Annotated in this window: 25 protein-coding genes; 8 read left to right on the plus strand and 17 right to left on the minus strand. The window is 72.1% G+C overall.

The features are described from left to right. Positions 1-70: 70 nt before the first annotated feature. The 6 genes from bioD to H4696_RS22340 form a co-directional block, all read right to left on the minus strand. A complete protein-coding gene (gene bioD / locus H4696_RS22315; protein ID WP_192783060.1) occupies positions 71-787 on the minus strand; it encodes a dethiobiotin synthase in 717 nt (238 codons plus the stop codon). Between the two features lie 85 nt (positions 788-872). Further along, the gene (locus H4696_RS22320) at positions 873-3050 is read right to left on the minus strand and encodes a SulP family inorganic anion transporter (RefSeq protein ID WP_086856689.1); all 2178 of its coding nucleotides are present in this window, start codon (positions 3048-3050) and stop codon (positions 873-875) included. Between the two features lie 215 nt (positions 3051-3265). Continuing rightward, positions 3266-5497 (minus strand): bifunctional SulP family inorganic anion transporter/carbonic anhydrase, encoded by a 2232-nt coding sequence (locus H4696_RS22325; RefSeq protein WP_086856690.1) that lies wholly within the window; start codon positions 5495-5497, stop codon positions 3266-3268. A 400-nt stretch (positions 5498-5897) separates the two neighbouring features. Further along, positions 5898-7175: an adenosylmethionine--8-amino-7-oxononanoate transaminase gene (locus H4696_RS22330; protein ID WP_225955774.1), complete on the minus strand. Its 1278-nt coding sequence runs from the start codon at positions 7173-7175 to the stop codon at positions 5898-5900. Positions 7176-7192: 17 nt separating this feature from the next. Beyond that, a complete protein-coding gene (locus H4696_RS22335) occupies positions 7193-8395 on the minus strand; it encodes a cytochrome P450 family protein (protein WP_086856691.1) in 1203 nt (400 codons plus the stop codon). 23 nt (positions 8396-8418) lie between these two features. After that, positions 8419-8832, minus strand: a complete 414-nt coding sequence (locus H4696_RS22340) for an SRPBCC family protein (protein ID WP_169734832.1) — start codon at positions 8830-8832, stop codon at positions 8419-8421. Positions 8833-8897: 65 nt separating this feature from the next. On the opposite strand from H4696_RS22340, the gene H4696_RS22345 reads away from it, so the two are divergent. Beyond that, positions 8898-9521, plus strand: a complete 624-nt coding sequence (locus H4696_RS22345) for a nucleoside/nucleotide kinase family protein (protein ID WP_086856693.1) — start codon at positions 8898-8900, stop codon at positions 9519-9521. A 3-nt stretch (positions 9522-9524) separates the two neighbouring features. On the opposite strand, the gene H4696_RS22350 is transcribed toward H4696_RS22345, so the two are convergent. The 4 genes from H4696_RS22350 to H4696_RS22365 all read right to left on the minus strand — a co-directional run bounded on the left by H4696_RS22350 (position 9525) and on the right by H4696_RS22365 (position 14090). After that, entirely contained in the window at positions 9525-10682 is a 1158-nt protein-coding gene (locus tag H4696_RS22350; RefSeq protein WP_086856694.1) for a glycosyltransferase family 4 protein, read from the minus strand. Between the two features lie 84 nt (positions 10683-10766). Next, complete coding sequence (locus H4696_RS22355; protein ID WP_169734833.1) at positions 10767-11819, minus strand: C40 family peptidase; 1053 nt, start codon at positions 11817-11819, stop codon at positions 10767-10769. Between the two features lie 424 nt (positions 11820-12243). Then, entirely contained in the window at positions 12244-12501 is a 258-nt protein-coding gene (locus H4696_RS22360; RefSeq protein ID WP_086856696.1) for a hypothetical protein, read from the minus strand. Positions 12502-12701: 200 nt separating this feature from the next. Continuing rightward, positions 12702-14090, minus strand: a complete 1389-nt coding sequence (locus tag H4696_RS22365; RefSeq protein WP_086856697.1) for an NYN domain-containing protein — start codon at positions 14088-14090, stop codon at positions 12702-12704. Between the two features lie 97 nt (positions 14091-14187). Between H4696_RS22365 and H4696_RS22370 the strand changes: the two genes are divergently transcribed. The 3 genes from H4696_RS22370 (at position 14188) to H4696_RS22380 (ending at position 16597) form a co-directional block, all read left to right on the plus strand. Further along, positions 14188-15891, plus strand: coding sequence for a DEDD exonuclease domain-containing protein (locus H4696_RS22370; RefSeq protein ID WP_086856698.1), 1704 nt, complete (start codon positions 14188-14190; stop codon positions 15889-15891). A 242-nt stretch (positions 15892-16133) separates the two neighbouring features. Beyond that, positions 16134-16415 carry an Lrp/AsnC family transcriptional regulator gene (locus H4696_RS22375; RefSeq protein ID WP_086856699.1) on the plus strand — a complete coding sequence of 94 codons (282 nt, stop codon included), beginning with the start codon at positions 16134-16136 and terminating at the stop codon, positions 16413-16415. Next, on the plus strand, positions 16412-16597 hold the full coding sequence (locus H4696_RS22380) for a YdeI/OmpD-associated family protein (protein ID WP_086856700.1): 186 nt from the start codon (positions 16412-16414) through the stop codon (positions 16595-16597). The genes H4696_RS22375 and H4696_RS22380 overlap by 4 nt, the downstream gene beginning before the upstream one ends. On the opposite strand, the gene H4696_RS22385 is transcribed toward H4696_RS22380, so the two are convergent. The 5 genes from H4696_RS22385 to ctaE form a co-directional block, all read right to left on the minus strand. Continuing rightward, complete coding sequence (locus tag H4696_RS22385) at positions 16594-16947, minus strand: VOC family protein (RefSeq protein ID WP_086856705.1); 354 nt, start codon at positions 16945-16947, stop codon at positions 16594-16596. The two genes, H4696_RS22380 and H4696_RS22385, sit on opposite strands and share 4 nt — an antisense overlap. A gap of 77 nt (positions 16948-17024) precedes the next feature. Continuing rightward, complete coding sequence (gene qcrB / locus H4696_RS22390; RefSeq protein ID WP_192782476.1) at positions 17025-18710, minus strand: cytochrome bc1 complex cytochrome b subunit; 1686 nt, start codon at positions 18708-18710, stop codon at positions 17025-17027. Beyond that, positions 18707-19861: a cytochrome bc1 complex Rieske iron-sulfur subunit gene (qcrA, locus tag H4696_RS22395; RefSeq protein ID WP_086859657.1), complete on the minus strand. Its 1155-nt coding sequence runs from the start codon at positions 19859-19861 to the stop codon at positions 18707-18709. Before qcrA ends, qcrB begins: the two co-directional genes overlap by 4 nt. Then, positions 19858-20676 carry a cytochrome bc1 complex diheme cytochrome c subunit gene (qcrC, locus tag H4696_RS22400; protein WP_086859655.1) on the minus strand — a complete coding sequence of 273 codons (819 nt, stop codon included), beginning with the start codon at positions 20674-20676 and terminating at the stop codon, positions 19858-19860. The genes qcrA and qcrC overlap by 4 nt, the downstream gene beginning before the upstream one ends. Before the next feature lie 61 nt (positions 20677-20737). Further along, positions 20738-21361 carry an aa3-type cytochrome oxidase subunit III gene (gene ctaE / locus H4696_RS22405; protein WP_086859653.1) on the minus strand — a complete coding sequence of 208 codons (624 nt, stop codon included), beginning with the start codon at positions 21359-21361 and terminating at the stop codon, positions 20738-20740. 95 nt (positions 21362-21456) lie between these two features. Between ctaE and H4696_RS22410 the strand changes: the two genes are divergently transcribed. From H4696_RS22410 to trpD, 3 genes are read left to right on the plus strand one after another with little or no spacing between them, the layout of a single operon-like run. After that, complete coding sequence (locus H4696_RS22410; RefSeq protein ID WP_086859652.1) at positions 21457-21870, plus strand: hypothetical protein; 414 nt, start codon at positions 21457-21459, stop codon at positions 21868-21870. Positions 21871-21927: 57 nt separating this feature from the next. Continuing rightward, positions 21928-22329, plus strand: coding sequence for a response regulator transcription factor (locus H4696_RS22415; protein ID WP_086859650.1), 402 nt, complete (start codon positions 21928-21930; stop codon positions 22327-22329). Between the two features lie 5 nt (positions 22330-22334). Then, a complete protein-coding gene (trpD, locus tag H4696_RS22420; protein ID WP_086859648.1) occupies positions 22335-23369 on the plus strand; it encodes an anthranilate phosphoribosyltransferase in 1035 nt (344 codons plus the stop codon). Positions 23370-23549: 180 nt separating this feature from the next. Here trpD and H4696_RS22425 read toward each other — a convergent pair whose 3' ends face one another. Next, the gene (locus tag H4696_RS22425; protein WP_086859659.1) at positions 23550-24479 is read right to left on the minus strand and encodes a DMT family transporter; all 930 of its coding nucleotides are present in this window, start codon (positions 24477-24479) and stop codon (positions 23550-23552) included. Positions 24480-24562: 83 nt separating this feature from the next. On the opposite strand from H4696_RS22425, the gene H4696_RS22430 reads away from it, so the two are divergent. After that, the gene (locus H4696_RS22430; protein ID WP_086859646.1) at positions 24563-25522 is read left to right on the plus strand and encodes a GlxA family transcriptional regulator; all 960 of its coding nucleotides are present in this window, start codon (positions 24563-24565) and stop codon (positions 25520-25522) included. Between the two features lie 51 nt (positions 25523-25573). On the opposite strand, the gene H4696_RS22435 is transcribed toward H4696_RS22430, so the two are convergent. Then, positions 25574-25999, minus strand: coding sequence for a cytochrome c oxidase subunit 4 (locus H4696_RS22435; protein ID WP_086859644.1), 426 nt, complete (start codon positions 25997-25999; stop codon positions 25574-25576). Positions 26000-26019 lie beyond the last annotated feature (20 nt).

Genomic DNA, 26019 nt, shown 5'->3' on the forward strand with positions numbered 1-26019 from the left:
CTCGGTCGTGGTGGTGCGGAAAGCGTCCCTCATCGTGCACGAAGGCGCCTCGAGACGACAGCGACGCAGGTCACTTCCCGGCCGACGCGCACCCGGCGAACAGCTCGGGATCGAACTCGCCGCCGAACCACGGCGAGAGCCCGCCCCTGGCCGCGGCCAGGAACTCGTCCCGCGACGCCGCGCCGAGCCCGGCGGGCAGCACGCCGAGCAGCGGCGCCCCGGCCGCCACCGGCAGGTCTTCGAGGTTGGACAGCGCCGCGAGATCCGGCTCGGCCGGCCAGGCGCCGATGATCACGCCGGCGACGGTCAGGCCGCGCTTGGTGGCGACCTCGGCGGTGAGCGCGGTCGCGTTGAGCGTGCCGAGCCCGGCCTCGGCCACGATGATCACGAGCGACCCGAGCGACCAGGCGACGTCGGCGAGGCTGGCCCCGGTGGCGTCGAAGCGCACGAGCAGCCCGCCCGCGCCCTCGATCAGCGTGAGGTCGTGCCCGGTGTCGAGGTCGGACGCCGCCCGCGCGATCTCGCCCGGCTCGAGCGTCGGCAGACCGCTGCGGCGCGCGGCGGCCTCCGGGGACAGCGGGTCCGGGTAGCGGCGCAGTTCGAGGGTCGTGACGTCACCGGCGAGCCGGCGGACATCGGCGAGGTCGCCGGGCTCGTCGGGCCGGACCCCGGTCTGCGCCGGTTTCAGCACCGCGACCCGCTGCCCGCCGTCCGCCGCCAGGGCGGCGATCGCCGCCGTGGTGATCGTCTTGCCGACCCCGGTCCCGGTCCCCGTCATCACCAGCATGGTCACGGACCATCAACTTAGTGACCCCGGGCCGGGACGCGCACACGCGGGCCGTGCTCAGGCGGCCACGGCCCGCGTGTCCGGGTCAGGCGCCCGGCACCGCCACCGGCGCCCCGGCCGGGCGGAACGTCCGCTCGGCCGTGTCGAACAGGTGGACCTGCGCCGTCCCGACCGCGAAGTACATCCCGGTCAGCTGCAGCTTCCCGGCCGCCTCGGCCGCGGCCACCGACGGGTACTCGCGCAGGTGGTCCAGCTGCTGGAGCACGTTGTGCAGGGCCAGCCGGTCCCCTTCGGAGTCCGGGACGGCGCCCTCGAGCGTGGCCGAGCCGAGCCGGTGCGCGCTCGGCTCCGCGTGGCGGAGCCAGACCGACAGCGGACCCGGCGGCGGGCCGTCGGCGAGCGCCGCCATCGCGCCGCAGCCCGAGTGGCCGCACACCACGATCTCCTCGACGCCGAGCACGCCGACGGCGTACTCGATCGACGCGTTCATCGACGGGTCGGCCTGCCCGGGCGGGACGAGGTTGCCGATGTTGCGGATGGTGAACAGGTCGCCGGGACCGCTGGTGGTGATCAGGTTCGGCACGATCCGGGAGTCGCCGCAGGTGATGAACAGCGTGCGCGGGCGCTGGCCGTCGGCGAGCCCGGACAGCGTGCTCTTCAGCAGCGGCGCGGCCCGGCGGTGGAACTCGGTGGCGCCGTTGCGGGTCTGCTGCGTCGGGATGCCTTCGGTGGCCTGCCACTCCGACCAGGGCGCGAGCCAGCGCGGCACCGCCCGGCTCGCGTGCAGCCGCGACCGCGTCGGGCGGCCCGCCTTGCCCTCGCCGAACCACGGGTGGCCGACCTCGTCGACCTCGACCGTGCCGCCGGCGCGCTCGTGCGCCTGCTGCCACGTGGTGAGGCTTTCGAACGCGGCGTGGTCGAGGTAGTCGACGACCAGCTCGAGCCGCACCGGCACGCCGGCCGGGATGGTCCCGAGCACCTTCGACAGCCGCGGCACCGACAGGAACGTCAGGACGCCTTCGACGACGACGCGCCAGGAATCACCTTCCTGTTCGACGTGGATGCCGGACCACAGCGTCCGGCGCAGCATCAGCACGAGCGCCAGCCCGATGCCCGCGAGCACGCCGGTGAGCAGGTCGAACACCACGACGCCGGCGAGGGTGAGCAGGTAGACGGGCAGGTCGCCGTGGGCGAGGACGGTCCTGATGTGGCCGGGGTTGACCAGCTTCGCGCCGACGTGCACCAGCAGGCCGGCGAGCGCGGCCAGCGGGATGCTCTGGATCAGCCCGGCGAGCAGGACGACGAACAGCAGCACCCAGACGCCGTGCAGCACCGCCGACGCGCGGGTCTTGGCCCCGGCGCTGACGTTCGTCGAGCTGCGGACGATGACGCCGGTGACCGGCAGGCCGCCCAGCGCGCCGGAGACCATGTTGGCCGCGCCCTGGCCGACCAGTTCCCGGTCGAGGTTGGCGCGCCGCCCGGTGTGCATCTTGTCCACCGCCACGGCCGAAAGCAGGCTTTCGACGCTGGCGATCAGCGCGATCGTGACGACGGCGAGCGCGAACGCGCCCCACCCGCCGTCCGGCAGCTGCGGGACGAGCCGGATGTCCAGCACGTCACCGGGGAGTTCGACGCGCGGCAGCGTCATCCCGAAGACGACGGAAACGACCGTGGCCGCGGCGATCGCGGCGAGCGGCCCCGGCACCTTCCGGACGGCGGCCGGGAGCTTCGGCCAGGCCAGCAGGATGCCGATGGTGAGCAGGCCGATGATCGCGGCGGAGTCGTGGTGGGCGACGATCTGGCCGGGCAGCTCGGCGATGTTCTGCACCGCCGAGCTCTGCGCCTTGCCGCCGAGGACGACGTGGAGCTGGCCGAGCACGATCGTGACGCCGATGCCGGCCAGCATGCCGTGCACGATCGCCGGCGAGATGGCCAGCGCGGCGCGGGCGATGCGGCTCAGCCCCAGCAGGATCTGGCACGCGCCGGCGGCGACGGTGATCGCGCAGGTGACGGCCCACCCGAAGGTGTTGATGGTTTCGGCCATGACGACGGTCAGGCCGGCGGCGGGCCCGCTCACTTGCAGCGCGGAGCCGCCGAGCGCGCCGGCGACGACGCCACCGACGACGGCGGCGACGAGCCCGGCGGCGACCGGGGCGCCCGAAGCGAGGGCGATGCCCAGGGACAGGGGGACAGCGACGAGGAAGACGACCAGTGAGGCCGGCAGGTCGTGGCGGAGCACGGCGAGGGGTCTCATGATCACCATGCAACCGGAAAACGAGTGAAATGTCCGCTATGCGCCACTCGATCGGGTGAATAAATCGCGGTATTTAGCTCGAATGTCACATAACGGACAAGTCGTTAACAAGCCGTTCACAAGCGCGGGCCTGTCGGGTGACAGTTGAATTCCGTACTACGCAAGGGTTTCCGGGCCCCGGTGTGACACCGGACGGGTCCGATGCCACGCCGGGGCCGTGCGGGTCAGTGTTCCAGCGCACCCGCCGGGACGAAGCCGCGGGCCGCGTCGTCCAAAAGGGACACCTGCGCGGCGCCGACGTCGAAGTACATGCCGGTGAGCCGGAGCGCGCCCCGGTCGAGGGCGGCCGCCACCACCGGGTACGCACGCAGGATCTCCAGCTGCTGCACCACGTTCTGCAGCGCGAGCTGGTCGGCCTCGGCGGCCGGGCGCTCGCCGCCGAGCAGCAGCGGCGCTTCGCGGGCGCGGCGCCGGAGCGTCGCTTCGCCGTGGCGGAGCCAGCTGCCGAGCTGCTCGAGGCCGTCCGGGGCCTGGCCGAGCAACGCCTTCATCGCGCCGCAACCGGAGTGCCCGCACACCACGATCTCCGCCACGCCCAGGACGCCGACCGCGTACTCGATCGCCGCGCCGACCGACGAGTCACCGCCGTCCGGCGGGGGCACCAGGTTGCCGATGTTCCGGACCGTGAACAGGTCACCCGGGCCGCTGGTGGTGATCAGGTTGGGCACGATCCGCGCGTCACCGCAGGTAATGAACAGCGTGTGCGGCTGCTGGCCGTGCGCCAGCCCGCTCCAGGTGTCGCGCAGCAGTGGCGCGGTGCGGCGCTGGAACTCCGAGGCGCCGCGGCAGAGCAGCGAGCTCGCCGTGCGCTGGGCGGGCAGCACGACGTGCTCGGCCTGCCACTCCGACCACGGCGCGAGCCACCGCGGCACGACCCGCGCGGCGACGCTGCGGCGCACGGTCGGCGCGCCCGAGTTCCCGCGTCCGAACCACGGGTGGCCGATCTCGTCGACCGTCACCGGCCCGGCGTGCGCCTGTTGCCAGCCGCGCAGGCAGTCGAAGGCGGCGTGGTCGAGGTAGTCGACGAGCAGCTCGAGGGTGACCTGGGCGTGCGGCGGGACCCCGGCGAGGACGCGGGTCAGCCGCGGCACGGACAGGAACGTCAGCGCGCCTTCGATGACGACGCGGTGGCGCTCGCCGTCGGTCTCGACGTGGATCCCGGAGAAGATCATCCGCCGGAGCATCATCGCGAGCGCGAGCAGGATCCCCGCCGCGACGCCGGTGAGCAGGTTGACGGCGACCGCGCCAGCGAGCGTCACGACGTACACCGGCAGGTCACCGTGGCGGCGGACTTCCTTGAGCCCGTTGACGTTCACGAGCTTCGTGCCGACGTACACCAGCAGGGCGGCGAGCGCGGCCAGCGGGATCAGCCGCAGCACCCCGGTGAACAGCAGGCAGGCGGCGAGGATCCAGGCGCAGTGCAGGATCGCCGACAGCCGCGTGCGCGCGCCCGCCTCGTAGTTGGTCATGCTGCGCACGATGACGCCGGTGACCGGGAACCCCCCGAGCGCGCCGGCGGCGACGTTGGCCGCGCCCTGACCGATGAGCTCGCGGTCGAGGTCGGTGCGCGGACCGCCGCGCAGCTTGTCGACCGAGACGGCGGACAGCAGGCTTTCCAGGCCGGCGATGAGCGCGATGGTGAGCGCGGCGAGCGCGAAGCCGCCCCAGCCGCCGTCCGGCAGCCGCGGCACGAGGTGCAGCGCGGGCAGCCCGGCCGGCAGGTCGACGCGCGGCAGCGACATGCCGGTCGCGACGGACAGCCCGGTGGCCAGCGCGACGGCGGCCAGCGGCGCGGGCACCCGGCGGACCGCCTTCGGCAGCCGCGGCCAGGCGATCAGCACGGCGAGCGTCACGACCCCGATCAGCACGGCCTGGTCGTGGTGCGCGGCGATCTGCCGCGGCAGCGCGACGACGTTGGCGAGCGCGGACCCCTGCGCCGAGCCGCCGAGCACGACGTGCAGCTGCCCGAGCACGAGCGTGACCCCGATGCCGGCGAGCAGCCCGTGCACGATGGCGGGCGAAACGGCGAGCGCGGCCCGGGCGGCCCGCGTCAGTCCGAAGAGGATTTGAAGGAGGCCGGCGGCGACGGTGATCGCGCAGGTGACCGGCCAGCCGTGAGTGGCGATCGTGTCGGCCAGCACCACGGTGAGCGCGGCGGAGGGCCCGCTGACTTGCAGCGACGACCCGCCGAAGAGGCTCGCGACCAGCCCGCCGACGACGGCGGAGATGAGGCCGGAGAGCAGCGGCGCCCCGGCGGCGAAGGCCACGCCGAGGGACAGGGGGACGGCGACGAGGAAGACGACTATCGACGCGAGCAGGTCGTGCTTGAGGTTCTCCCGGTGGTGGGACTGCTTCGGCGGGCCGGTGTCGTGTTCGCCACGAACGATCTCGATCATGGGGGCAGGATCGCCGAAACCGGACGAAAAGTCCGCTACGCAAGCATTTCTCGCGTTTGGTCCGGTACGGATCGGGTCGCTCTCCCGGACCTTTCACACGGACCGCGCCCACCGTTCGCGTGGTGTCGATCTTCCTTGACGACACAGCGCGACGATGAGGCCCCTTCGGGTCTCGCTGTGGGCGCGGTCACACCCGATGTGCTGAAATCACGCCTTTTCAGCCACCGCGAGCATCGCGCGGGTGATCACCGCGAGGTCGTAGGCCCCGGCCCACCCGAAACGACCCCGAGCCGCGACCACAGCTGCCGGCTCGCGTGAGTTGTCCGCGAAGGTCGCAGCGGGAACCACCGGCACCGCGCGGGCTGTCTGCCGGGCCCCGCGGCAACTCACCTCGCCACCCTCACGCCTTTTCGGCCACCGCGAGCATCGCGCGGGTGATCACCGCGAGGTCGTCGTCCGTCGAAACGTACGGGGGCATCGCGTAGACGAGGTCGCGGAACGGGCGCAGCCAGGCGCCGTGCTCGGTGACCACCTCCGTCGCCACCGCCATGTCGACCGGGTGGTCCAGCTGGAGCACACCAATGCCGCCGAGCACCCGGACGTCCGCCACCGAGCCGAGGTCGCGGGCCGGGGCCAAGCCGTCCAGGAGGCCCTTCTCCAGGCGGGTCACGTCCCGGCGCCAGGTGCCGTCGGCGAGCAGGCCGAGCGAAGCGTTCGCGACCGCCGATGCGAGCGGGTTGCCCATGAACGTCGGGCCGTGCGCGAGGACCGGAAGCTCGCCGCGCGAGATGCCCGCCGCCACCTCCGGGGTGCACAGGGTCGCCGCCATGCTCAGGTAGCCGCCGGTCAGTGCCTTGCCGACGCACAGGACGTCCGGCGTCACGCCCACGTGCTCCGCCGCGAACAGTGCGCCGGTGCGGCCGAAGCCCGTCGCGATCTCGTCGAAGATCAGCAGCACGTCGTGCGCTTCGGTCAGTTCCCGCAGCGCGCGCAGGTACGCCGGGTGGTGGAAGCGCATGCCGCCCGCGCCCTGCACGACCGGTTCGACGATCACCGCCGCGAGTTCCCCCGCGTGCCGCGAAATCGACTCGGCCAGAGTGTCCACATAGGACTGATCCGGCGGCGCGTCGAACCCGGACGGCGGCGCGGGCACGAAAACCTGCTCCGGCAGCACCCCGCGCCACAGCGAGTGCATGCCGCCGTCGGGGTCGCACACGCTCATCGGCGTGAACGTGTCGCCGTGGTAGCCGCCGCGCCAGGTCAGCAGCCGGCGCTTCGCCGGCAGCCCGCGCGAACGCTGGTACTGCAGGCACATCTTCGCGGCGACCTCGACCGACACCGACCCGGAGTCGCAGAGGAAGACGTGCTCCAGCCCGTCCGGGGTCACGTCGACCAGGGTCTTCGCCAGGGTGATCGCGGGTTCGTGCGTCAGGCCGCCGAACATGACGTGGCTCATCCGCCCGGCCTGCTCGGTGAGCGCGGCGTCGAGCACCGGGTGCCGGTAGCCGTGGATGGCCGACCACCACGACGACATCCCGTCGACGAGCTCCCGCCCGTCGGCCAGCTTCAACCGGACGCCGCTCGCCTCGCTCACCAGCAGCGAGGGCACCTTCGCCGGCATCGGCGCGTACGGGTGCCACACGTGCTGGGCGTCCAAGGCGAGCAGGTCAGTCTCCATCAGCCGACCATACGACGTCACTTAAGCCGGACCGGCAACGCCTCCAATCCGTGCACCAGCGAACTCGGCCGGTACACCAGCTCGTCCGGCTTGGCGTCCAACGTCAGCTCCGGGAACCGGGCGATCAGCCCGCCCAGCGCGATCTCCGCCTCCAGCCGGGCCAGTGGCGCGCCCACGCAGTAGTGGATGCCGTGCCCGAAGGCCAGGTGCCCGCCCGCCGCGCGGGTGATGTCCAGCCGGTCCGGCTCCGGGTAGCGCTCGGCGTCCCGGTTCGCGCCCAGCAGCGAGACCAGCACGAACTCGCCTTCCGGGATCGTCACGCCGCCCACCTCGACCGGCTCGGCCGTGAACCGGATGGTGGCCAGGTGGATCGGGCCGTCGAAGCGGAGGAACTCCTCGACGGCGTTCGGCAGCAGCTCCGGTTCCGCGCGCAGCTTGGCCAGCTGCGCCGGCTCGCGCAGCAGCGCCAGCACGCCGTTGGCGATCAGGTTGACGGTGGTCTCGTGCCCGGCGACCAGCAGCAGGAACGCCATCGAGACGAGCTCGGGCTCGGACAGCGAGTCCCCGTCGTCGGTCGCGTGCACCAGGTCCGACAGCAGGTCCTCGGCCGGCTCGGCGCGCTTCTGCGCGATCAGGTCCGTGAGGTAGGCGAACATGCTCTGCGCCGCGGCCCGCATCGCCTCCGGTTCGGCGGAGCTCAGCAACGTCCTCGACCACGCGGAAAAGTCGGTGCGGTCCGCCAGGCGCACGCCGAGCAGCTCGCAGATCACCGTGATCGGCAGCGGCGCGGCGAACGCCGGCAGCAGGTCGGCCCGCTCCTGCCCGGCCAGCGCGTCGAGCAGCTCCGCAGTGATCTCCTCCACCCGCGGCCGCAGCCGGGCGATGGTCCGCCCCGTGAAGGCCTTGTTCACCAGCTTCCGCAGCCGCGTGTGGTCCGGCGGGTCGGAGTTGAGCATGTGGAAGCCCAGATCCTGCCCCAGCCCGCCCTGCATGGCTTCGCCGGACGGCAGCTTCGCCTCGAACAGCTCACGGGCCCGCGCGCTGTTCTTGTGCAGCCGCGGATCCGCCAGCAACGCCCGCGCCTGCGCGAAGTCCGTCACGATGTAGCAGTCCAGGCCGCGCGGCATCCGGGCCCGGCGCACCGGGCCGCCCGCGCGCAGCAGCTCCGCGAACAGGTGCGCGTCCTGCGCGAAGTCCTCGGCCACCTCGAAAGTCGTCATTCCGCTCCCCCGTGCAGTCCGCTTCAGCGCTCGGCGAGTGCCGCCACCAAGCGCTCGGTCACGTCTTGCCAGTATGCCCGCTGTTCCTCGCGTTCTTCGGCGCCCGCGAGCCATTCTTGGTGGAATCGCAGCGTGGTCTTGGCGCCCGCGCCGCTCAGCCGCACCTGGACGGTCGAATCGTGGTCCCAGTCGCTCGGGCGCCAGGTGAGCCGCACGCGGTCGTTGTCGACGTAGCTGCGGATCTCGCCCACCGTGCCGTTCGCCGTTTCGTACTCCACGCCCGGTTCCCGCGGCAGCTCCACCCCGGGCCCGAGCCAGATCGCGACGCCGTCCCGGCTGACCAGGAACTCCCACACCTTCTCGGGCGCGTACGGCAGGGTCCGCGAAACGCCGATGTTCCACCCGACATCGGCCGTTTTCCCCACTGATGAAGTCATGTCCGCATCTTCCCACCGGGGTACGACAAAACCGGGCGGCGGCCCGGCTGGGAGGATCGGTACTCGTGCGCTACCGCCCCATTTCCCCGGCCGTGCTGGCCGAAGAACTGACCGACCGCATCGACGCGCTCACCGGCCGTCCACGGCTGGCGATCGCCGTCGACGGCGCGGCGGGTGCGACGGAAACCACAGAACTCGCGGACGCGCTGGTCGACCCGCTGCGCCTGCGCGGCCGTGCGGCCCTGCGCGTGTCCGCGCACGACTTCCTGCGCCCCGCGTCCCTGCGCTACGAGCACGGCCGCACGAACCCCGACGCCCGCTACACCGACTGGCTCGACCTCGGCGCCCTGCGCCGCGAGGTGCTCGACCCGCTGGGTGACGGTGGTTCCGGCGAAGTCCTGCCTTCGCTGTGGGACGCCGGGCGCGACCGCGCGACGCGCGCCGAGCGGGTGCCCGTCCCCGAAGGCGGCGTCGTGCTGCTCGACGGCGAACTGTTGCTGGGTGCCGGGCTGGCCTTCGACCTGGCCGTGCACCTGTGGCTCTCCCCCGCCGCGCTGCGCCGCCGCGTGCCCGAGGAGTGGGCGATCCCGGCTTACGAGCGCTACGAAGAAGAAGTGGACCCCGGCTCGCTCGCCGACGTCGTCGTGCGCGTCGACGATCCGCGGCACCCGGCGCTCTACACGCCGTGAACCTCAGCGGACGACGGCCACCGGATCGCCGTCGAGCAGGCCGGACAGCCGCCCGGCCAGGGTGTCCCACCGCCAGTTCTCGGTGACCCAGGCGCGGCCCGCCTGCCCCATCCGGCGCGCGCGGACCGGGTCGGCCAGGAGGCTGGCGAGGGTCTCGGCCAGCTGGCCGGTGTCGCGGCCCTCGACGACGTGCCCGGTGACCTCGTCGAGCACCGTTTCCGGGGCCCCGCCGGAGTTGCCGGCCACGACCGGCAGCCCGGTCGCCGACGCCTCCAGGTAGACGATGCCGAGCCCTTCGACGTCGAGCCCCTTGCCGCGGGTGCGGGCGGGCATCGCGAAGACGTCGCCGGCCGCGTAGTGGGCGGGCAGCTCGGCCCACGGCACCGAGCCGGTGAGCACGACGTCGCGCTCCAGGCCGAGCCCGGCGACCAGCTCGGTGAGCTTCTTGCGGTACGGCCCGCCGCCGACGATCAGCAGCGCCGCGTCCGGGACGCGCTCGCGGATCAGCGGCAGGGCGCGGATCAGCTGGTCCTGGCCCTTGCGCGGGACCAGCCGGGACACGCAGACGACGGTCGGCCGGTCGGAAAGTCCGTGCCGGGCCCGGATTTCGGCGCGGCCGGCGGGGTCCGGTTTGTACAGCTCGGTGTCCACCCCGGACGGCAGCAGCTCCAGCCCGGCCATCGGGCCGAACGCGGCGGCGAACCGGCCGCGCGTGTAGCGGCTGACGTAGGTGACGACGTCCACGGTGTCCCCGATGCGCCGCAGCGCCTGCCGCGAGGCCGGGAGCATGGACCAGCCGACTTCGTGGCCGTGCGTGGACGCCACGACGCGACGCGCGCCTGCCTGGCGCAGAGAGTGCCCCAACAGCGCCAGAGGCGCCGCCGCGCCGAACCAGACGGCTTCGCAGTCGCGCGCGCGCATGATCTGCTTCGCACGGCGAAGGACGTCCGGCGTCGGCAGCATCAGCGACGTCGGGTGCCGGACGACCTCGAACGGCGCCTCGGCGTCGAACTCCTCGTGCGACCCCGTCCGCGACTCCCACGAAGGCGCGTAGACGACCAGGTCGTCCGCCGGCAGCCGGGTGGCGAGGGAGTTCAGGTAGTTCTGGATCCCCCCGGGCCGGGGCGGGAAGTCGTTGGTCACGAGCAGGGTCTTGAGCACGTCCCAGAGGCTAGCGGCCGCCCGGTACGGCGGAAGGGCGGCACCGCGTGTGCGGTACCGCCCTTCCGGGAGCTGCGCCCGGGATCACGCCGTCGGGCGGCGGGCTCCCGCGTACTGGCTCTGCAGCGGCGAAATCTTCACGACGTCGCCGGTGTCGGGCGCGTGGACCATCTTGCCGTCGCCGATGTACATGCCGACGTGCGAAACGGGCGAGTAGTAGAACACCAGGTCGCCCGGCTGGAGCTGGTCGCGCGGCACCGCGGCGCCGAACGTGGACTGCTCGCGGCTCGACCGGGGCAGCTTGATGCCGGCCTTGCCGTAGGCCCACAGCATGAGGCCCGAGCAGTCGAACGAGCTGGGCCCGGTGTCGCCCCAGCCGTAGGGGCTGCCGAGCTTGCTCAGCGCCGCGTCGACCGCGGTCTGGGCGGCGGCGGTGGGCGCCTTGACGTTCGGCGCGGTCCCGCCCTGGTCGCCCTGCAGGGCCTTGTCGGCCGCGCTGAGGCTCTTGTTGGCTGCCTTGAGCTGCTCGATCTGGTCGTTGAGCGTCTTCTGCTTGGCCTGGATGTCCTGGGTCAGCTTCGCCGCGGCGTCACGGGCGTCCGTCGCGCGCTTCGCCGCGTCGGTCGCCTTGGCGGTGGCGTCGTTGGCCTGCTGGACGGCGCCGGTGAGGTTGCCCATCGCGCCGTTCTTCTCGGTCGCGATCACCTCGAGCGCCGAGGAGCGGTCGAGGAAGTCCTGCGTGGACGTGCCGGCCAGCAGCGCGGACAGCTTGTTGAGCTGGACACCGCTGGTGAACGACGCGCCGGCGAACTTGTCGACCTCGGTCTGGTACTTCTTCTGGTTCTCGGACGCCTTCGAGGCCAGGTCCTTCGCCGCGTTGACGTCGTTGGTGGCCTTGTCGAGCTCACCCTGCTTGGCCTTCAGGTCGTCCTGGGCCTTGAGCAGGTCTTCGTTGAGCTTTTCGGCCTGGGCCGCGAGGTCGCGGTACTGGGCGAGGGCGTCCGAACCGGTGGGCGGGGCCTGGAGGACGGGGACGGGGGCGGCGATGGCCGTCGGCTGGGCCACGGTGACGAGGGTGATCACCGAAGCCGCGGCGAGGGCACCTGACACCACGCGCCTGACTGGATGCGACTGCACGGTCGCGCGGGTCTCCTTTGGTCTCGGCCGCCGTCGGGGACCGGGGCACGAAGAGGCCGGGGAGTCCTCTTCGCCGCTCGTCCCCACCGCTTCGGGGCTGCTTCTGCCGCAACAGGTGAAGCAAAGCGGTGGTGGTTCCGGATCCCAGCTTCCCGACAAAGCTGCGCCCGGCGGCGATCTCGCGTCGCCGCCTCATCGACGGCCGGGGGCCACGAGATCTCGGACAGGTTACGAAAAGACCGCCACCACGTCCACCACCCGTCGGCCAAAAACTCTCCGTAGCGCCCAGAAACACCATCGGACCAGGAGTGGAGAAAACCTGTGATGGGCGTTACACGCTGGGGATATTCCCAGGGCCCGTTCGGTCACCGACCGTTCACCTGATCCGATCGACCATTCGGCGCGCCGACACGAAACGGGTGTGTCAGGCGGTCCGCAAAGCCGCTCCCTCCACCAAGCGCAGCCGCGGCACCATCCCCGCTTCGGCGAGTGCGTCGACGGCGCGGCGCTCGTCGGCGTCCCACACCACGGCGGGCGGCGCGCCGAGCAGCACGCTGATCACGCAGTCGTGGCAGGAGATGCCGCGCACGACGCAGCGGTCGCAGTCCACCACGATGCTTTCGATGTCCTCGACGGAAATGTGCGAGACGTCCACTCCGGACAGGTCGCCGTCGTCGTTCATGTGGTCCTCCTCACGTCGGAACTGACTGAGGAGGACGGTAAGGGGCACCACCGACAATTTCGGGCGAGCAGCCCCTGCGACAGGGGCCCGGCCACGTCGCGGCGGCTCGCCCGGCGGCTACGCCGACGTCTTGAATGAGTCATTCAGGTCTTCGGAGGTCCTGAATGACTCATTCAAGACACCGCGGGCGCTCCGGGCGATCAGACCCGCGAGAGGCGGCTGACCAGCACCGCGGCCGGTGTCGGGTGGGCGCCGGCGCCGCGGACGGAGTCCGCCACCGCGCGGTCGGACGTCGCCACCACCATCGGCCGACCCGCGGGCTCGGCCGCGACCAGGTTGCGGATCACGTCGTCGGCCAGCACCCCGCGGTCGGAGAACAGCACCCGCACCCCGCGCGGCACCGAAGCGGGGACCGACAGCACGCCGGCGCCGTCGAAGACCACCGTGACCTCGGCGGAGGTGCGGGCGGCCAGCGCCTGGAGCTGGTGGATCAGCCGGTCGCGCTGGTCGGCGAGGGCGAGCTCGGGGTAGCCGGTCTTGGTGACGTTGTAGCCGTCGACGATCAGGTGCACGTTGGGCAGCGCGAGGTAGCGGTCCAGCGTGGACACGTCCGCGATCTTGCCGCCCTGCCCGGTGCCGGACCGGGTGCCGCGCACCATGTCCGCGGGGCGGGCGCCGCGCGCGCCGAGGGCGAGTTCGCGCCGCAGCCCGCTGACGGCGCCGTCGATCGTGTCGATCAGCAGCCCGAGCCGCACCTCGTCGGCCTGCCGGGCTTCCCGGGCGGACTGCCGGGCGATCTCGGCGTCGACGGCCGCGCGGTCGGCGCGGGCGCGTTCGGCCGCGACGCGCTGGCGTTCGCGGTCGAGCTGCGCGGTCAGCGCGGCGATCTCGTCGGCGCGGGCGGCGGACCCGCGTTCGGCCTCGGCGGACGCCGCTTCGACCGCGTCACGGGCCTGGCGCAGCTGGACACCTTGTTCGCGAAGCCGTTTGAGGAGCTTCTCGACTTCGCCTTCGCGCTCGCCGCGGGCGCTTTCGGCGGCCCGTTGCGCCTCGGCGAGTTCCGCTCGGACCTGCACGAGTTCGGCCTCGAGGCGCTGGTTGCGGGCCAGCGCGGCGTCTCGTTCGGCGCGGAGGGCGTTCTCCTCGGCGTTCTTGGCGACCAGCCGCACCCGCCCGGCGGCCCCGGACTCCCCGAGCAGGACGGCGGCGGCTGCCGCGGCGACCGAGTCGGCGGCGTTCGGGTCGAGCGCGTCCGTGCGGTGTTCCCGCAGCCACTCGATGACGGCGGTGCGGAACTGCGACGACTCGCCGAGGGAGGCCAGCAGCGCGGCGCCGCCGAGCTTGGCGCGCTTGGCGGGGGCGAACTTCGCGACCGGCCGCAGCTGACGCGGCACGTCGGTGCCCGGGAGCTTGGCGACGGCGGCCGCGGCGAGCTCGGCGATGCGGTCCCGCACCGGCTCGGGCAGCGCCGGCCAGGTGGCGGGTTCGGGCCGGTCGGCGGGCTCTTCAGCCGGCTCCGGGCGCGACGCGACACCCGAGGGACCGGCGGGGTCCCCGGGCGGCTCCGGCACGAGCGGCTGCGGGTGCATTGGTCCAGGGTAGGCCCCACCCCCGCATCCCGCGCCGCGCGGCACACGGACCGGCGGCGCGCGGAAACTGTCGGTGGTCGGCCCTACAGTCCCGCCCATGCGTTCGATCCAGGCACAACTCGCGTTCGACGAGCTCGGAACCCCGTTGCGGGACACGACTTTCGTGGTTTTCGACCTGGAAACCACGGGAGCCGGGCCGGGCGCGTCCGAAATCACCGAAATCGGCGCGGTGAAGGTCCGCGCCGGCGAGGTGCTCGGCGAGTTCGCGACCCTGGTCAACCCCGGCAAGACCATCCCGCCCCAGATCGTCTCGCTGACCGGCATCACCCAGCTGATGGTGTACGACGCGCCGCCGATCGAGGAGGTGCTGCCGGCGTTCCTGGAGTTCATCGGCGGGTCGGTGCTGGTGGCGCACAACTCCGGGTTCGACACCTCGCACATGCGCGCCGCCTGCGAGGCGCACGGGTACGCGTGGCCGAAGCTGACGGTGGTGTGCACGGCGCGGCTGGCCCGGCGCGTCGTGCCGCGCGACGAGGTCGGGCGCTACAACCTGATGGCGCTGGCGCTGCTGTTCGGCGCGCGGACGCGGCCGACGCACCGCGCCCTCGACGACGCGCGCGCCACGGTCGACGTCCTGCACGGCTTGCTGGAGCGCGTCGGGAACCTGGGCGTCCACTCGCTCGAGGAGCTGATGGGCTACCTGCCGGAGGTGACGGTCGCCCAGCGGGCGAAGCGGCACCTGGCTGCGGACCTGCCGGCCGCGCCGGGCGTCTACCTGTTCAAGGGCCCGAAGGAAGAGGTCCTGTACGTCGGCACGGCGAAGGACCTGCGGCGGCGGGTGCGGACCTACTTCACGGGTTCGGAGAACCGCAGCCGGATCCGGGAGATGGTGGCGCTGGCCGAGCGCGTCGACCACGTCGTGTGCGCGCACGCGCTGGAGGCGGAGGTACGGGAGCTGCGGCTGATCGCGGCCCACCGGCCCGCGTACAACCGCCGGTCGAAGAACCGCCACCAGGGCTGGTGGATCGGGCTGACGGAGGAGGCGTTCCCGCGCCTGTCGGTGGTCCGCCTGCCGCGGCCGGGAGTACTGGGCCCGTTCCGCAACCAGGCGGACGCCCGCGCGACAGCGGACACCCTGGCCGGCGCGTCGGGCCTGCGGACGTGCACGCAGCGGATCTCGCCCCGCTCGCCGAACGGCACCCCGTGCGTCCTGGCGGAGCTGGGCCGCTGTGGCGCGCCGTGCGCGGGACGGCAGAGCGTCGAGGCGTACGAGCCACTGGTCGAGTCGGTGTCGGGCCTGATCGCGGGCCTGGACGGCCGCCCCCTCCACACGGCGGCGGCCCACGTCGAGCACCTGGCGGCCGGCGAGCACTACGAACAGGCGGCCCGCCACCGCGACGAGCTGGCGGCCCTGATCCGCGCGCTGGGAAGGGCCCACCGCCAGGGAGCGCTGGCCTCGATCGGCGAGCTGATCGCGGCCGGCCCGGACGGCGCGGGCGGCTGGGAGCTGGCGGTGATCCGCTACGGAAGGCTGGCCTCGGCGGGAGTGGCCCGGCGCGGGGTGCCGCCGATGCCGGTGGTGGAGGCGCTGGTGGCGTCGGCGGAGACGGTGCTGCCGGAGCCGGGCCCGTTGCACGGAGCGCCGCCGGAGGAGGTGGGGGTGCTGCTGAGGTGGCTGGCCCGCCCGGGGGTCCGGCTGGTCCGGACGACGAGGCCCTGGGCGGAGCCGGCGGCGGTCGCGGGCTGGCGGGGGTGGCTGGATCTGGTGGCGGGGGCGCATTCGCTGGAGCACGTGGGCTGAGGACGCCCGCGGCTCCCCTCAGCCCTGGCCCACGGGCGAGCCTTCACGCGAGCCCTGACGGCCCCAAGCCCGCCGACGCGGTTCCGCCCCCTCGGCCCGCCGCCCGGCCGCGCATCGAGCGACCAGGCGTGCGCAACCCCCATCGGCGCGGCCCCCTCGCCAAACTGGCGCACACGGCGGCGTAGCGAGGCGGCTCACTAGGATCGCGGACGACACCCGAAGACGAGCCTTGGAGGACCCAGGTGATCACCGCGATCGTGTTGATCCAGGTTGAGGCGGACGCGATCCCGGACGCGGCGCAGGCGATCGCCGACATCGAGGGTGTCGGCGAGGTCTACTCCTGCGCCGGGGACGTCGACCTCATCGCCACCGTGAAGGTGTCCGCGCACGAGGAGCTGGCCGACCTCATCCCCGGCCGGATCGGGAAGGTGCCGGGCGTGCTGGACACCGTCACGCACATCGCGTTCCGGTCCTACTCCCGCGCCGACACCGAGTCGGCCTTCTCGATCGGCGTCGAGGATTGACCGAGGTCCCCGAGGAGCTGGCCGCCGCGCTCGCCGCGGCCCCCGACGCGGCGGCGGCGTTCGAAGCCCTGCCGCCGTCGCACCGGCGCGAGTACGTCCAGTGGGTCGCCGAGGCCAAGAAGCCGGAAACCCGCGTCTCGCGGGCCCGGAAGGCCGTCGAACGGCTCCGCGGGACGGGCTAGGCCGGCTGCCAGAGCTCGACGCGGTTCCCCTCGGGGTCGGTGACCCAGCCGAAGCGGCCGACGCCGTCCAGGTCCTGGGTCTCCTCGGCCACGTCGGCGCCCTTGGCGCGCAGCTGCGCCAGCATCGCGTCCAGGTCGCGGACCCGGAAGTTGAGCATGGCCTGCTGCGAGGGCGACCCGAAGTAGTCGGTCCCGGCCTCGAACGGCGCGAAGACCGTCGGCCCCGGCGTCTGCTGCCAGAGGCCGTGCTCGTCGGCGTCGAGGCCCAGGCAGTCCCGGTACCAGGCCCCCAGGGCCGCCGGGTCCGCCGCGCGGAAGAAGTAACCACCGATGCCGAGCACGCGTTCCATGCCGCGCATCGTGCCAGCCCGGAAACACCGAAGGCCACCTCCGGCGAACCGGAGGTGGCCTTCGGGCTGACGTGTTGCTAGTGGTCCGACTGCTTCGCGGCCGAAGCCGCTTCGGCGGTGTCGAACTCACCGTGCTGGCCGTCCTCCGTCGCGGAGTGGCCGTTGCCGTGCCCGTTGCCGTGGGCCCGCTGCAGCGCGGCGGTCTCCTCGGCCGGGTCCGGCGACCAGAACGTGCCCGGGACGGCCTGCCCGGCCGAGCCAAGCTTGTTCATCTTCTTCGGCACGGACGCGCCCTGGTACTCGAGCGGGATCGCGTGGCCGTGGCTGTCCACGCCGGCGAGCGGCTGGTGGATCTCGATGAACTCACCGTGCGGCAGCCGCTTGATGATGCCGGTCTCGACGCCGTGCTCCAGCACCTCGCGGTCGGCCCGCTGCAGGCCCAGGCAGAGCCGGTAAGTGAGGTAGTAGGCGATCGGCGGCACGATGAGCACGCCGATGCGGCCCGCCCACGTCGTCGCGTTCAGGGAGATGTCGAAGCTGTCGGCGATGATGTCGTTGAAGCCCGACAGCTCGATCACCATGAAGAAGCCCAGCGCCATCGCGCCCAGCGCCGTGCGGACCGGGACGTCCCGGGGCCGCTGGAGCAGGTTGTGGTGCGCGGTGTCCTTGGACAGCTTCCGCTCGATGAACGGGTAGGTCAGGAACAGGCCGAACAGGATCGGCATGCCGATCGCGCCGGGGAAGAACACCGCCGGGATCGTGTAGTTCCCGAGGTAGACCTCCCACGCGGGCCAGATCCGGAGCATGCCGTCGGCCCAGGCCATGTACCAGTCCGGCTGCGAGCCCGCCGAGACCTGCGCCGGGTTGTACGGGCCGAAGTTCCACACCGGGTTGATCTGGAACAACCCCGACATCAGCGCCAGCACACCCACGACCAGGGTGAAGAACGCCCCGCCCTTGAGCGCGAAGTACGGCATGATCCGCACCCCGACGACGTTGGTCTCCTTGCGCCGCACCCCCGGGAACTGGGTGTGCTTCTGGTACCAGACCAGCGCCAGGTGCGCCCCGACCAGCGCGAGCATGATCCCCGGCAGAAGCAGGATGTGCAGCGTGTACAGGCGCGGGATGATCTGGTCGCCCGGGAACTCCCCGCCGAACAGCGCCCAGTGGATCCAGGTGCCCATCACCGGCACCGAGAGCACGATGCCCGACAGCGTCGCGCGGATACCGGTACCCGAGAGCAGGTCGTCCGGGAGCGAGTAGCCGAAGAAGCCTTCGAAACAGCCCAGGATCAGCAGCAGCCCGCCGATCACCCAGTTCGCCTCACGCGGGCGCCGGAACGCACCGGTGAAGAAGATCCGCAGCATGTGCACGGCCATCGACGCCACGAAGATCAGCGCCGCCCAGTGGTGCAGCTGCCGCATGAACAGCCCGCCGCGCACGTCGAAGGAGAGGTCCAGCGTCGTGCGGAACGCCTGCGACATCTCCAGGCCCTGCATGTTCTTGAAGCTGCCCTGGTAGACGACCTCCTGCATGGAGGGGTCGAAGAACAGCGTCAGGTACACACCGGTGAGCAGCAGGATGATGAAGCTGTAGAGCGCGATCTCCCCGAGCAGGAACGACCAGTGCGTCGGGAACACCTTGTTCATCTGGTGCCGCAGGCCCTTGGCCGCGTGGTACCGCCGGTCCGCGTTGTCCGCGGCCTCGCCCACGTGCCGCTCCACGGCACTCGACCCCTTGGTCGGGGTGGTCAGTGAACTCATGACTTACGCTCCCAAAAGGCCGGACCGATGGCCTCGATGAAGTCGCCTCGCGCGATCAAGTATCCCTCTTCGTCCACCGTGATCGGTAGCTGGGCCAGCGGACGCGTCGCCGGGCCGAAAATCGGCTTGGCGTAGTGCAGCGCGTCGAACTGCGACTGGTGGCAGGGGCACAGGATGCGGTTGGTGCGCTGCTCGTACAGGGAGGTCGGGCAGCCGACGTGGCTGCAGATCTTCGTGTACGCGTAGTAGTCGCCGAAGTTGAAGTCCTCCTGGCCGGACCGCTTGACCACCTTGGCGGCGTCGGTCGGGCGCAGGCGGATCAGCATGACCGGGTTGTCGACCCGGGTCAGCGCGGCGGCCAGCAGTTCCGGCTTGCCCTTTTCGGACTCGCGGTACGGGAAGACGGTTTCCATCGCGCCGGCGTCGAGGTCCTCGGCCTTGACCAGGCTGACCTCTTCGCCCTCCTCCAGCGGCTTGCCGGTGTTGCGGCGCAGGTAGACCTTCTCGCCCGGGAAGTTCGGCTGCCAGCCGGTGTGCCACAGCGACTCGCGGGTCTCGCTGTCCTTCCACGGGTTCTTGATGAAGGACGCCAGCGGCAGCGCGGCGGCCGCGAGGCCCAGCGTGCCGGCCCCGGCGATGGCCGAGCGCTTGATCAGCGACCGGCGCGCGATGGTGCTGCGGTTGCCGGCGTCGGCCAGGTGCGCGAGGAACGTCTGGCGGTCGACCTCGGCCGACCCCTTGCCCTCGCCGTCGTGGCGCTCCTGCACCGCGACCTCGGCCGGCACGAACTTCTTCGTGTACAGGATCACGCCGATGCCGAGGCCGAGGATGGCCAGGCCGAGCGTGATGCCGAGCATCGGGGTGTAGAGGCTGTACCAGAAGTGGCCGCTCTCGTTGTCCGGCGCCTCGTACTTCCACGGCCACCAGATCAGCGAGACGACGAAGCCCAGCCCGGCCACGGCGGACAGGGCGAACCAGAACGCCACCAGGCGCTCGGCGCGCTTCTCCGCCCGGGTGCCCTCCACCGGCCACGGGGTGGGGTACTCGACGATCTCGACGCCGTCGAGCTGCCCGCCCAGCTTGACCAGCTGGTCCCGGTCCATCTCAGCCAGCTCCGCCTCCGTCGGCGGCTTCGGCCCCTCGGCACTCATGCCTTCGATCCAATCCACAACGTCACGCCGATCAGCGCGGCGATACCGACGATAAAGGCGATGACGCCCTCCGAAGCGGGGCCGACCCCGCCGAGGCCGTTACCACCCGGGTCATTGTTGCCGTCGGACACCGACTTCACGTAGGCGACGATGTCCTTCTTCTCCTCCGGCGACAGCTGCCGGTCGGAGAACTTCGGCATGTTCTGGGGGCCGGTCAGCATGGCCGTGTAGATCTGCTCTTCGCTGGCCGGGTCCAGGTTCGGCGCGTACTTGCCCGCCGACAGCGCGCCGCCGCGGCCGGTGAAGTTGTGGCACGAAGCACAGTTCAGGCGGAACAGCTCGCCACCGCGGGCCGGGTCCGAGCCGCGCAGGGCCTCGCCCTTCTCGGCCGGGCGCTGGACGCCGCCGCCGTGCGCCTGGATGTAGGCGCCGACGGCGTCGATCTCGGCCTCGGTCAGCTTCGGCGGCTTCCGCGCGGCCTGGGCCTCCTGGCGCGCGGCGGGCATGCGGCCCGAAGAAGTCTGGAAGTACACCGCGGCGTCGCCGATGCCGATCAGGCTCGGCCCGCGGTCCTGCACGCCTTCGAGGTTCGCGCCGTGGCACGCGATGCAGGTGTTGTTGTAGACCTGCTCGCCCAAGCGCAGCTGCGCCGGCGTGCCCTGGGCCTGCGCGGTCTGCGGCTCCGGGGCGAACACGGCGTACAGGGCGCCGGCGCCCACCAGCGCGATACCGAGCGCGAGCAGGCCGGCGAACCGCCTCCGCAGCTTCGACCGCGCGCGGTAGCGGCGCTCCGACGATTTGGTGCTGGTGGTCATCTTGCGGCAACCCTTGCTGTCAGTTCAGGCCGATGGTGATGGTGGTGGCGGCTGGGCGGACCTACGGAAGGAGGTAGATCACACCGAACAGGCCGACCCACACGATGTCGACGAAGTGCCAGTAGTAGGACACGACGATCGCCGACGTGGCCTGGGCGGGCGTGAACTTGCTCAGCTTCGTGCGGATGAGCAGGTACACGAAGGCGACGAGCCCGCCGATGACGTGCAGGCCGTGGAACCCGGTGGCGAGGTAGAAGACCGTGCCGAACGGGCCGGACGGGATCGTCATCCCCTCTTCGACCAGGTTGTGGTACTCGTTGGCCTGGCCGGCGACGAAGATCGCGCCCATGATCAACGTGATGATGTACCAGCGGCGCAGCCCGTAGACGTCGCCGCGCTCGGCGGCGAACACCCCGAACTGGCAGGTCAGCGAGGACAGCACGAGGATCACCGTGAACGGGATCGCGTACGCCACGTTGAGGTGGAACTCCTCGCCGTGCAGCGGCGGCGGCCACTGGCCGGACGAGTTCTGCGCCTTGACGGTGAAGAACATCGCGAACAGTCCGGCGAAGAACATCAGCTCGCTGGACAGCCACACGATGGTGCCGACACTGACCATGTTCGGCCGGTTCAGCGAGTGGACCCGCTGACTGATGGTGGGAGCTGCCGTTGTCACGCGTCGCATTATGTCCTCTCGCACCGCCGCTCCGCCGGGTGGGTCCACGGCGGGTCGTCTGCGTAACCGATCACACGGCATGCCCGGGAAGGTGAGAGCTACTCATGGGTTTGGTGAACCGCCTGCTCAACCTGGTCAAGAGGCGCGAAACGCCTGTTCTCGGGCCCGACGACCCCGGGCTGGAGATCGTCGCGGAGGCCTTCGACCCGGTCGTCGCGGACTCCGCCGTGCTCGCGGGTTCACCCGGTTGGGTCAGCACGGCACCGGCCGTCCTGCGGCACCACCTGCTGCTCCCGCCGGACCGGGTCGCCGAAGCGGCCTCGATCCTTGCCCAAGACGGCTACGACCTGCGGGAACAGGGTGCCCGGGGTGACTTCGCGCACGTGCTCGCGGTGCGCGTCCAGGTGCTCGACGCGCTCCACTGCGCCCAGGAACGGTCCCGGATGGCGGGCCTCGCGCAACGATTGGGCGGCGACGCGCTGGGCTGGGACGCGCTCCAGCCGGAGCCGACCGCGTGATGTCGGTCTCTGCCGATACGATCGGCGGAGTTCGGTGACGAGACGGAGGCGTGCGCAATGGGCGAGTCGATGCGGGTCCTGGTGTTCAGCCACAAGGCAGAGGTGCGCGAAGCGATCGTGAACGCAGTCGGCCGCCGGCCCGCGGCGGACCTGGCGCGCGTGGACTACGTCGAGGCGGCCGGCATCGCCGACGTGCTGTCCGAGGTGGACGCCGGCAACGTCGACCTCGCGATCCTCGACGGCGAAGCGCAGCCCACCGGCGGCATCGGCCTCTGCCGCCAGCTCAAGGCCGAGATCACGAACTGCCCGCCGATCGTGGTTTCGGTGCGGCGCAAGGACGACCGGTGGCTGGCGACCTGGTCACAGGCGGACGCCGTGCTGGTGCACCCGCTGGACCCGCTGACCGCCGCGGAGACCGTCGCCGACGTGCTGCGACGGGTCCCCGTCGTGAACGGCTGAGCCCGGTGACCACCCCGGTCCCCCGCACCTGGCCACCCCTGCTCAAGCAGCTCATCGCGGGCGTCGACCTCTCCGCGGACGACACGGCGTGGGCGATGGACCAGATCATGAGCGGCGCGGCGAGCCCGGCCCGGATCGCCGGGTTCGCGGTCGCGCTGCGCGCCAAGGGCGAGACGCCCGAGGAGATCGCCGGCATGGCGGCCACGATGCTGGCCCACGCCCGGCGCGTCGAGCTGGACGGCCCGGCCGTCGACATCGTCGGCACCGGCGGCGACGGCTCGAACTCGGTGAACATCTCGACGATGGCGACGATCGTCACGGCGGCCGCCGGCGCGCCGGTGGCCAAGCACGGCAACCGCAGCGCGTCGTCGAAGTCCGGCGCGGCCGACGTCCTCGAGGCGCTCGGCGTGCGGATCAGCCTGCCGCCGGAGGACGTGCGCCGCAGCCTCGAGGAAGTCGGGATCGGGTTCTTCCTGGCGTCGGCGTTCCACCCGGCCCTGCGCCACGCCGGCCCGGTGCGCAGCGAGCTCGGCATCCCGACGACGTTCAACCTGCTCGGCCCGCTGACCAACCCGGCACAGCCGGGCGCCGCGGTCATCGGCTGCGCGTACGAGGACAAGACCCGCGTGCTGGCCGAGACGTTCGCCCGCCGCGGCACGACGGCACTGGTCGTCCGCGGCGACGACGGCCTAGACGAGATCACCACCACCACGACGTCGACGGTCTGGGTGGTCTCGGGCGGCACGGTCACCGAGCGCTCCCTCGACCCCGCCGACCTGGGCATCCCCCGCGCGACGGCGGAAGACCTGCGCGGCGGCGACGCGGCGGCGAACGCCGAGGTGGTCCGCGAGCTCGTGGCCGGCAAGGCGGGCCCGGTCCGCGACGCGGTCCTGATCAACGCGGCCGCCGCGCTGGCGGCTTTCACGGGCTTCTCGGGGTCCCTGGAGGACGATCTGCGGGCCGGGCTGGCCCGGGCGGCGGAAGCGATCGATTCCGGCGCCGCCGCGACGCTGCTGGACCGCTGGATCGCCTTCAGCTGACCTTCACCGGCTGCGCTTCGGCCTCCCTCAGGGGCCCGGCAAAGTCGCGTCGGTGCGGTCCGCAGCGGTGCTCCAGCGTCTTGAATGAGTCATTCAGGACGCCCGAAGACCTGAATGAGTCATTCAGGACGTGGGGCGAGCGGCTCACTGGCGGCACCACCTGCCGGGCGATCCACCGGCTCACTTGCAGGCGGCGGGTTCGGGCACCGCGCCCGCTGTCCCCCGGCCGTTCCCGCCCGGCGCCTCGGTCCGGCGCCCGCGCTGGGGAGCCAGGGCGGCCGCCAGGACCGCGAGCATGCCCACCGCTTCCGGCCAGCTCGGGCGGTGGCCGTAGAACGCGATGTCCACCAGCACCGCCACCACCGGGTACAGGTAGGACAGCAGCGCCACCGTCGTGGTCGGCAGCTTGCCGATGCTCGCGTACATCAGCACGTACATCAGTGCCGTGTGGACGGTCCCGAGCAGGACCAGCCACAGCAGCCCCGAAGTCGTCGTGGGCAGGGGCGTGACTAGCAGCAGGGGCGCCAGCACCAGCGCGCCCACCGTCGTCTGCACGGCGGCCAGGAGGTGCGGGCGGATGTGCTTCAGCTGCTTCGCGACGAAGGACGCTCCCGCGTACAGCACGGCGGCGCCGAGTGCGAGGCCGATTCCGACCAGCTGCACGGGTTTGCCGTCCTCGCCGTGGGCGGAAAGCGAGATCAACGCCACTCCGCCGAACGCGATGGCGGCGCGGGCCAGGTGGCTCTTCGCGACCTTCTCGCCGAGGAACGCGGCCGCCAGGCCGACCAGGATCAGCGGCTGCGTGTGGTAGACGACCGTGCTGACCGAGATCGACGACAGCGCGTAGGAAGCGAACAGCAGCACCCAGTTGCCGACCAGGAACAGCCCGCCGAGCACGGCCAGGCCGAGGTCGCGGCGGGACGGCCGCCAGGCCTGCAGCCAGCCGCGGGAGAGGCACCACAGCACCAGCAACGTGCCGCCGACGAAGCAGCGGGCGAACGCCACCGCCGGTGCGGCCGCGCCGCTCTCGAGGACGACGGCACCGATCGTGCCGGACATGGCCATCGCCGCGGACCACTGGAGGAGCGGGCGGGTTTCCGAGTTCGTCATGCCGACCAGGTTCGTCTCGTCGGCGCCCGCCAACCAGTGTCAGAGATGACAACGACCGCAAAACTTGTGACAGACTGGCCGCCATGGACGTCAACCGGGTCGCGGTGGTGCTCGCCGACCGCGTTTCGCCGTTCGAGCTGGGCGTCGCGTGCGAGGTCTTCGGCACCGACCGCAGCGCCGACGGCATCGAGGGCTGGGACTTCGGCGTCTGCTCGCCGGACGGCGGCGCGGTCGCCAGCTGGTCCGGGTTCGGGCTCTCCGGCCTGCGTGACCTCGGTTACGCGGCGACGGCGGACCTGCTCATCGTCCCGACGTGCGCACCCCGGACCGCCCCGCCACCGGAGCCCGTCCTGGACGTCCTGCGAGACGCCGCCGCGCGCGGGGCGTGGGTCGCGGGGTTCTGCGCGGGCGTGTTCACGCTGGGCTACGCGGGCCTGCTGGACGGGCGCCGCTGCACGGTCCACTGGGTGTACGAGGCGGAGTTCCGCGCGCGCTTCCCGGCGGCCGACGTCGACCCGCAGGCGCTGTACGCCGACGACGGCGGCGTCCTGACCAGCGCGGGCACGGTCGCGGCGGTCGACCTGTGCCTGCACCTGGTCCGCCGGCTGCGCGGTGTCGCGGCGGCCACGACGCTGGCGCGCCGGATGGTCGCCGCCCCGCACCGCGCGGGCGGGCAGGCCCAGTTCGTCCAGGCCCCGGTCCCGGCCACGGCGGCGCCCGACGACGCCGTGGTCGCGGAAGCCCTGGAGTGGGTCGAACGGCGGCTGGACCAGCCGTTCACGGTGGCGGAGCTGGCCCGCCGCAGCGGCCTCGGCGAACGGACGTTCCTGCGCCGCTTCTCGGCCGCCACGGGCACGACGCCGCACCGGTGGCTGACCGAGCGGCGCCTGGACCGCGCCCAGGCCCTGCTGGAGGAAGGCGGGCTGTCGGTGGAGGACATCGCGACGGCGTGCGGCTACGCGTCGGCGGCCGCGCTGCGCCACCAGTTCACGCGGCTGCGCGGGACGAGCCCGTCGTCGTACCGGACGGCTTTCCGGGGCTGAAATACGAAACCGGCCGCCACGCGAGTGCGTGACGGCCGGTTTCGAAGGAAATCAGTCGTGCGAGGGACCGGTGTGGTACTCGAACACCAGGCCACCGATGGTGATGAGCAGCGCGACGAGCGCGATCACCAGCAGCCAGATGTGGAAGAACGCCAGCGCCAGCGCGGCGAGGGCCGCGGTGGCGGCCATGGCGACCGGCCAGTAGCTGCCTGGGCTGAAGAAGCCCAGCTCGCCGGCACCGTCGCTGATCTCGGCGTCTTCGCGGTCTTCGGGACGCGGCTCGATGCGGCGGGCGACGAACTGCATGTAGCTGCCCGCCAGGAAGGCCAGCCCACCGGTCAGGATCAGCGCGACGATGCCCACCGGCTCGGGCTTGCCACCGAAGCGGGGATCCAGCACGGCCCACGTCCAGTACACGCCCGCCATGAGCACGGAGAAGATCGCCACGATGAAGAAGATTCGGGCTTCGGCCTTCATGGTCTTCCTCTACTCCTGTT

The sequence above is a fragment of the Amycolatopsis lexingtonensis genome (genome assembly GCF_014873755.1).
In the GTDB taxonomy this organism is placed as follows: Bacteria; Actinomycetota; Actinomycetes; order Mycobacteriales; family Pseudonocardiaceae; genus Amycolatopsis; species Amycolatopsis lexingtonensis.

Coding starts and splice junctions, on each gene's coding strand:
- H4696_RS22335 (WP_086856691.1), bottom strand. CDS start 8,395: ATGACGACTTTCGAGGTGGCCGAGGACTTCGCGCAGGACGCGCACCTG.
- H4696_RS22430 (WP_086859646.1), top strand. CDS start 24,563: ATGGACGTCAACCGGGTCGCGGTGGTGCTCGCCGACCGCGTTTCGCCG.
- H4696_RS22325 (WP_086856690.1), bottom strand. CDS start 5,497: ATGATCGAGATCGTTCGTGGCGAACACGACACCGGCCCGCCGAAGCAG.
- bioD (WP_192783060.1), bottom strand. CDS start 787: ATGCTGGTGATGACGGGGACCGGGACCGGGGTCGGCAAGACGATCACC.
- qcrA (WP_086859657.1), bottom strand. CDS start 19,861: ATGAGTGCCGAGGGGCCGAAGCCGCCGACGGAGGCGGAGCTGGCTGAG.
- H4696_RS22340 (WP_169734832.1), bottom strand. CDS start 8,832: ATGACTTCATCAGTGGGGAAAACGGCCGATGTCGGGTGGAACATCGGC.
- H4696_RS22330 (WP_225955774.1), bottom strand. CDS start 7,175: ATGGAGACTGACCTGCTCGCCTTGGACGCCCAGCACGTGTGGCACCCG.
- ctaE (WP_086859653.1), bottom strand. CDS start 21,361: ATGCGACGCGTGACAACGGCAGCTCCCACCATCAGTCAGCGGGTCCAC.
- qcrB (WP_192782476.1), bottom strand. CDS start 18,710: ATGAGTTCACTGACCACCCCGACCAAGGGGTCGAGTGCCGTGGAGCGG.
- H4696_RS22385 (WP_086856705.1), bottom strand. CDS start 16,947: ATGGAACGCGTGCTCGGCATCGGTGGTTACTTCTTCCGCGCGGCGGAC.
- qcrC (WP_086859655.1), bottom strand. CDS start 20,676: ATGACCACCAGCACCAAATCGTCGGAGCGCCGCTACCGCGCGCGGTCG.
- H4696_RS22410 (WP_086859652.1), top strand. CDS start 21,457: ATGGGTTTGGTGAACCGCCTGCTCAACCTGGTCAAGAGGCGCGAAACG.
- H4696_RS22360 (WP_086856696.1), bottom strand. CDS start 12,501: ATGAACGACGACGGCGACCTGTCCGGAGTGGACGTCTCGCACATTTCC.
- H4696_RS22370 (WP_086856698.1), top strand. CDS start 14,188: ATGCGTTCGATCCAGGCACAACTCGCGTTCGACGAGCTCGGAACCCCG.
- H4696_RS22365 (WP_086856697.1), bottom strand. CDS start 14,090: ATGCACCCGCAGCCGCTCGTGCCGGAGCCGCCCGGGGACCCCGCCGGT.
- H4696_RS22320 (WP_086856689.1), bottom strand. CDS start 3,050: ATGGTGATCATGAGACCCCTCGCCGTGCTCCGCCACGACCTGCCGGCC.
- H4696_RS22435 (WP_086859644.1), bottom strand. CDS start 25,999: ATGAAGGCCGAAGCCCGAATCTTCTTCATCGTGGCGATCTTCTCCGTG.
- H4696_RS22415 (WP_086859650.1), top strand. CDS start 21,928: ATGGGCGAGTCGATGCGGGTCCTGGTGTTCAGCCACAAGGCAGAGGTG.
- H4696_RS22425 (WP_086859659.1), bottom strand. CDS start 24,479: ATGACGAACTCGGAAACCCGCCCGCTCCTCCAGTGGTCCGCGGCGATG.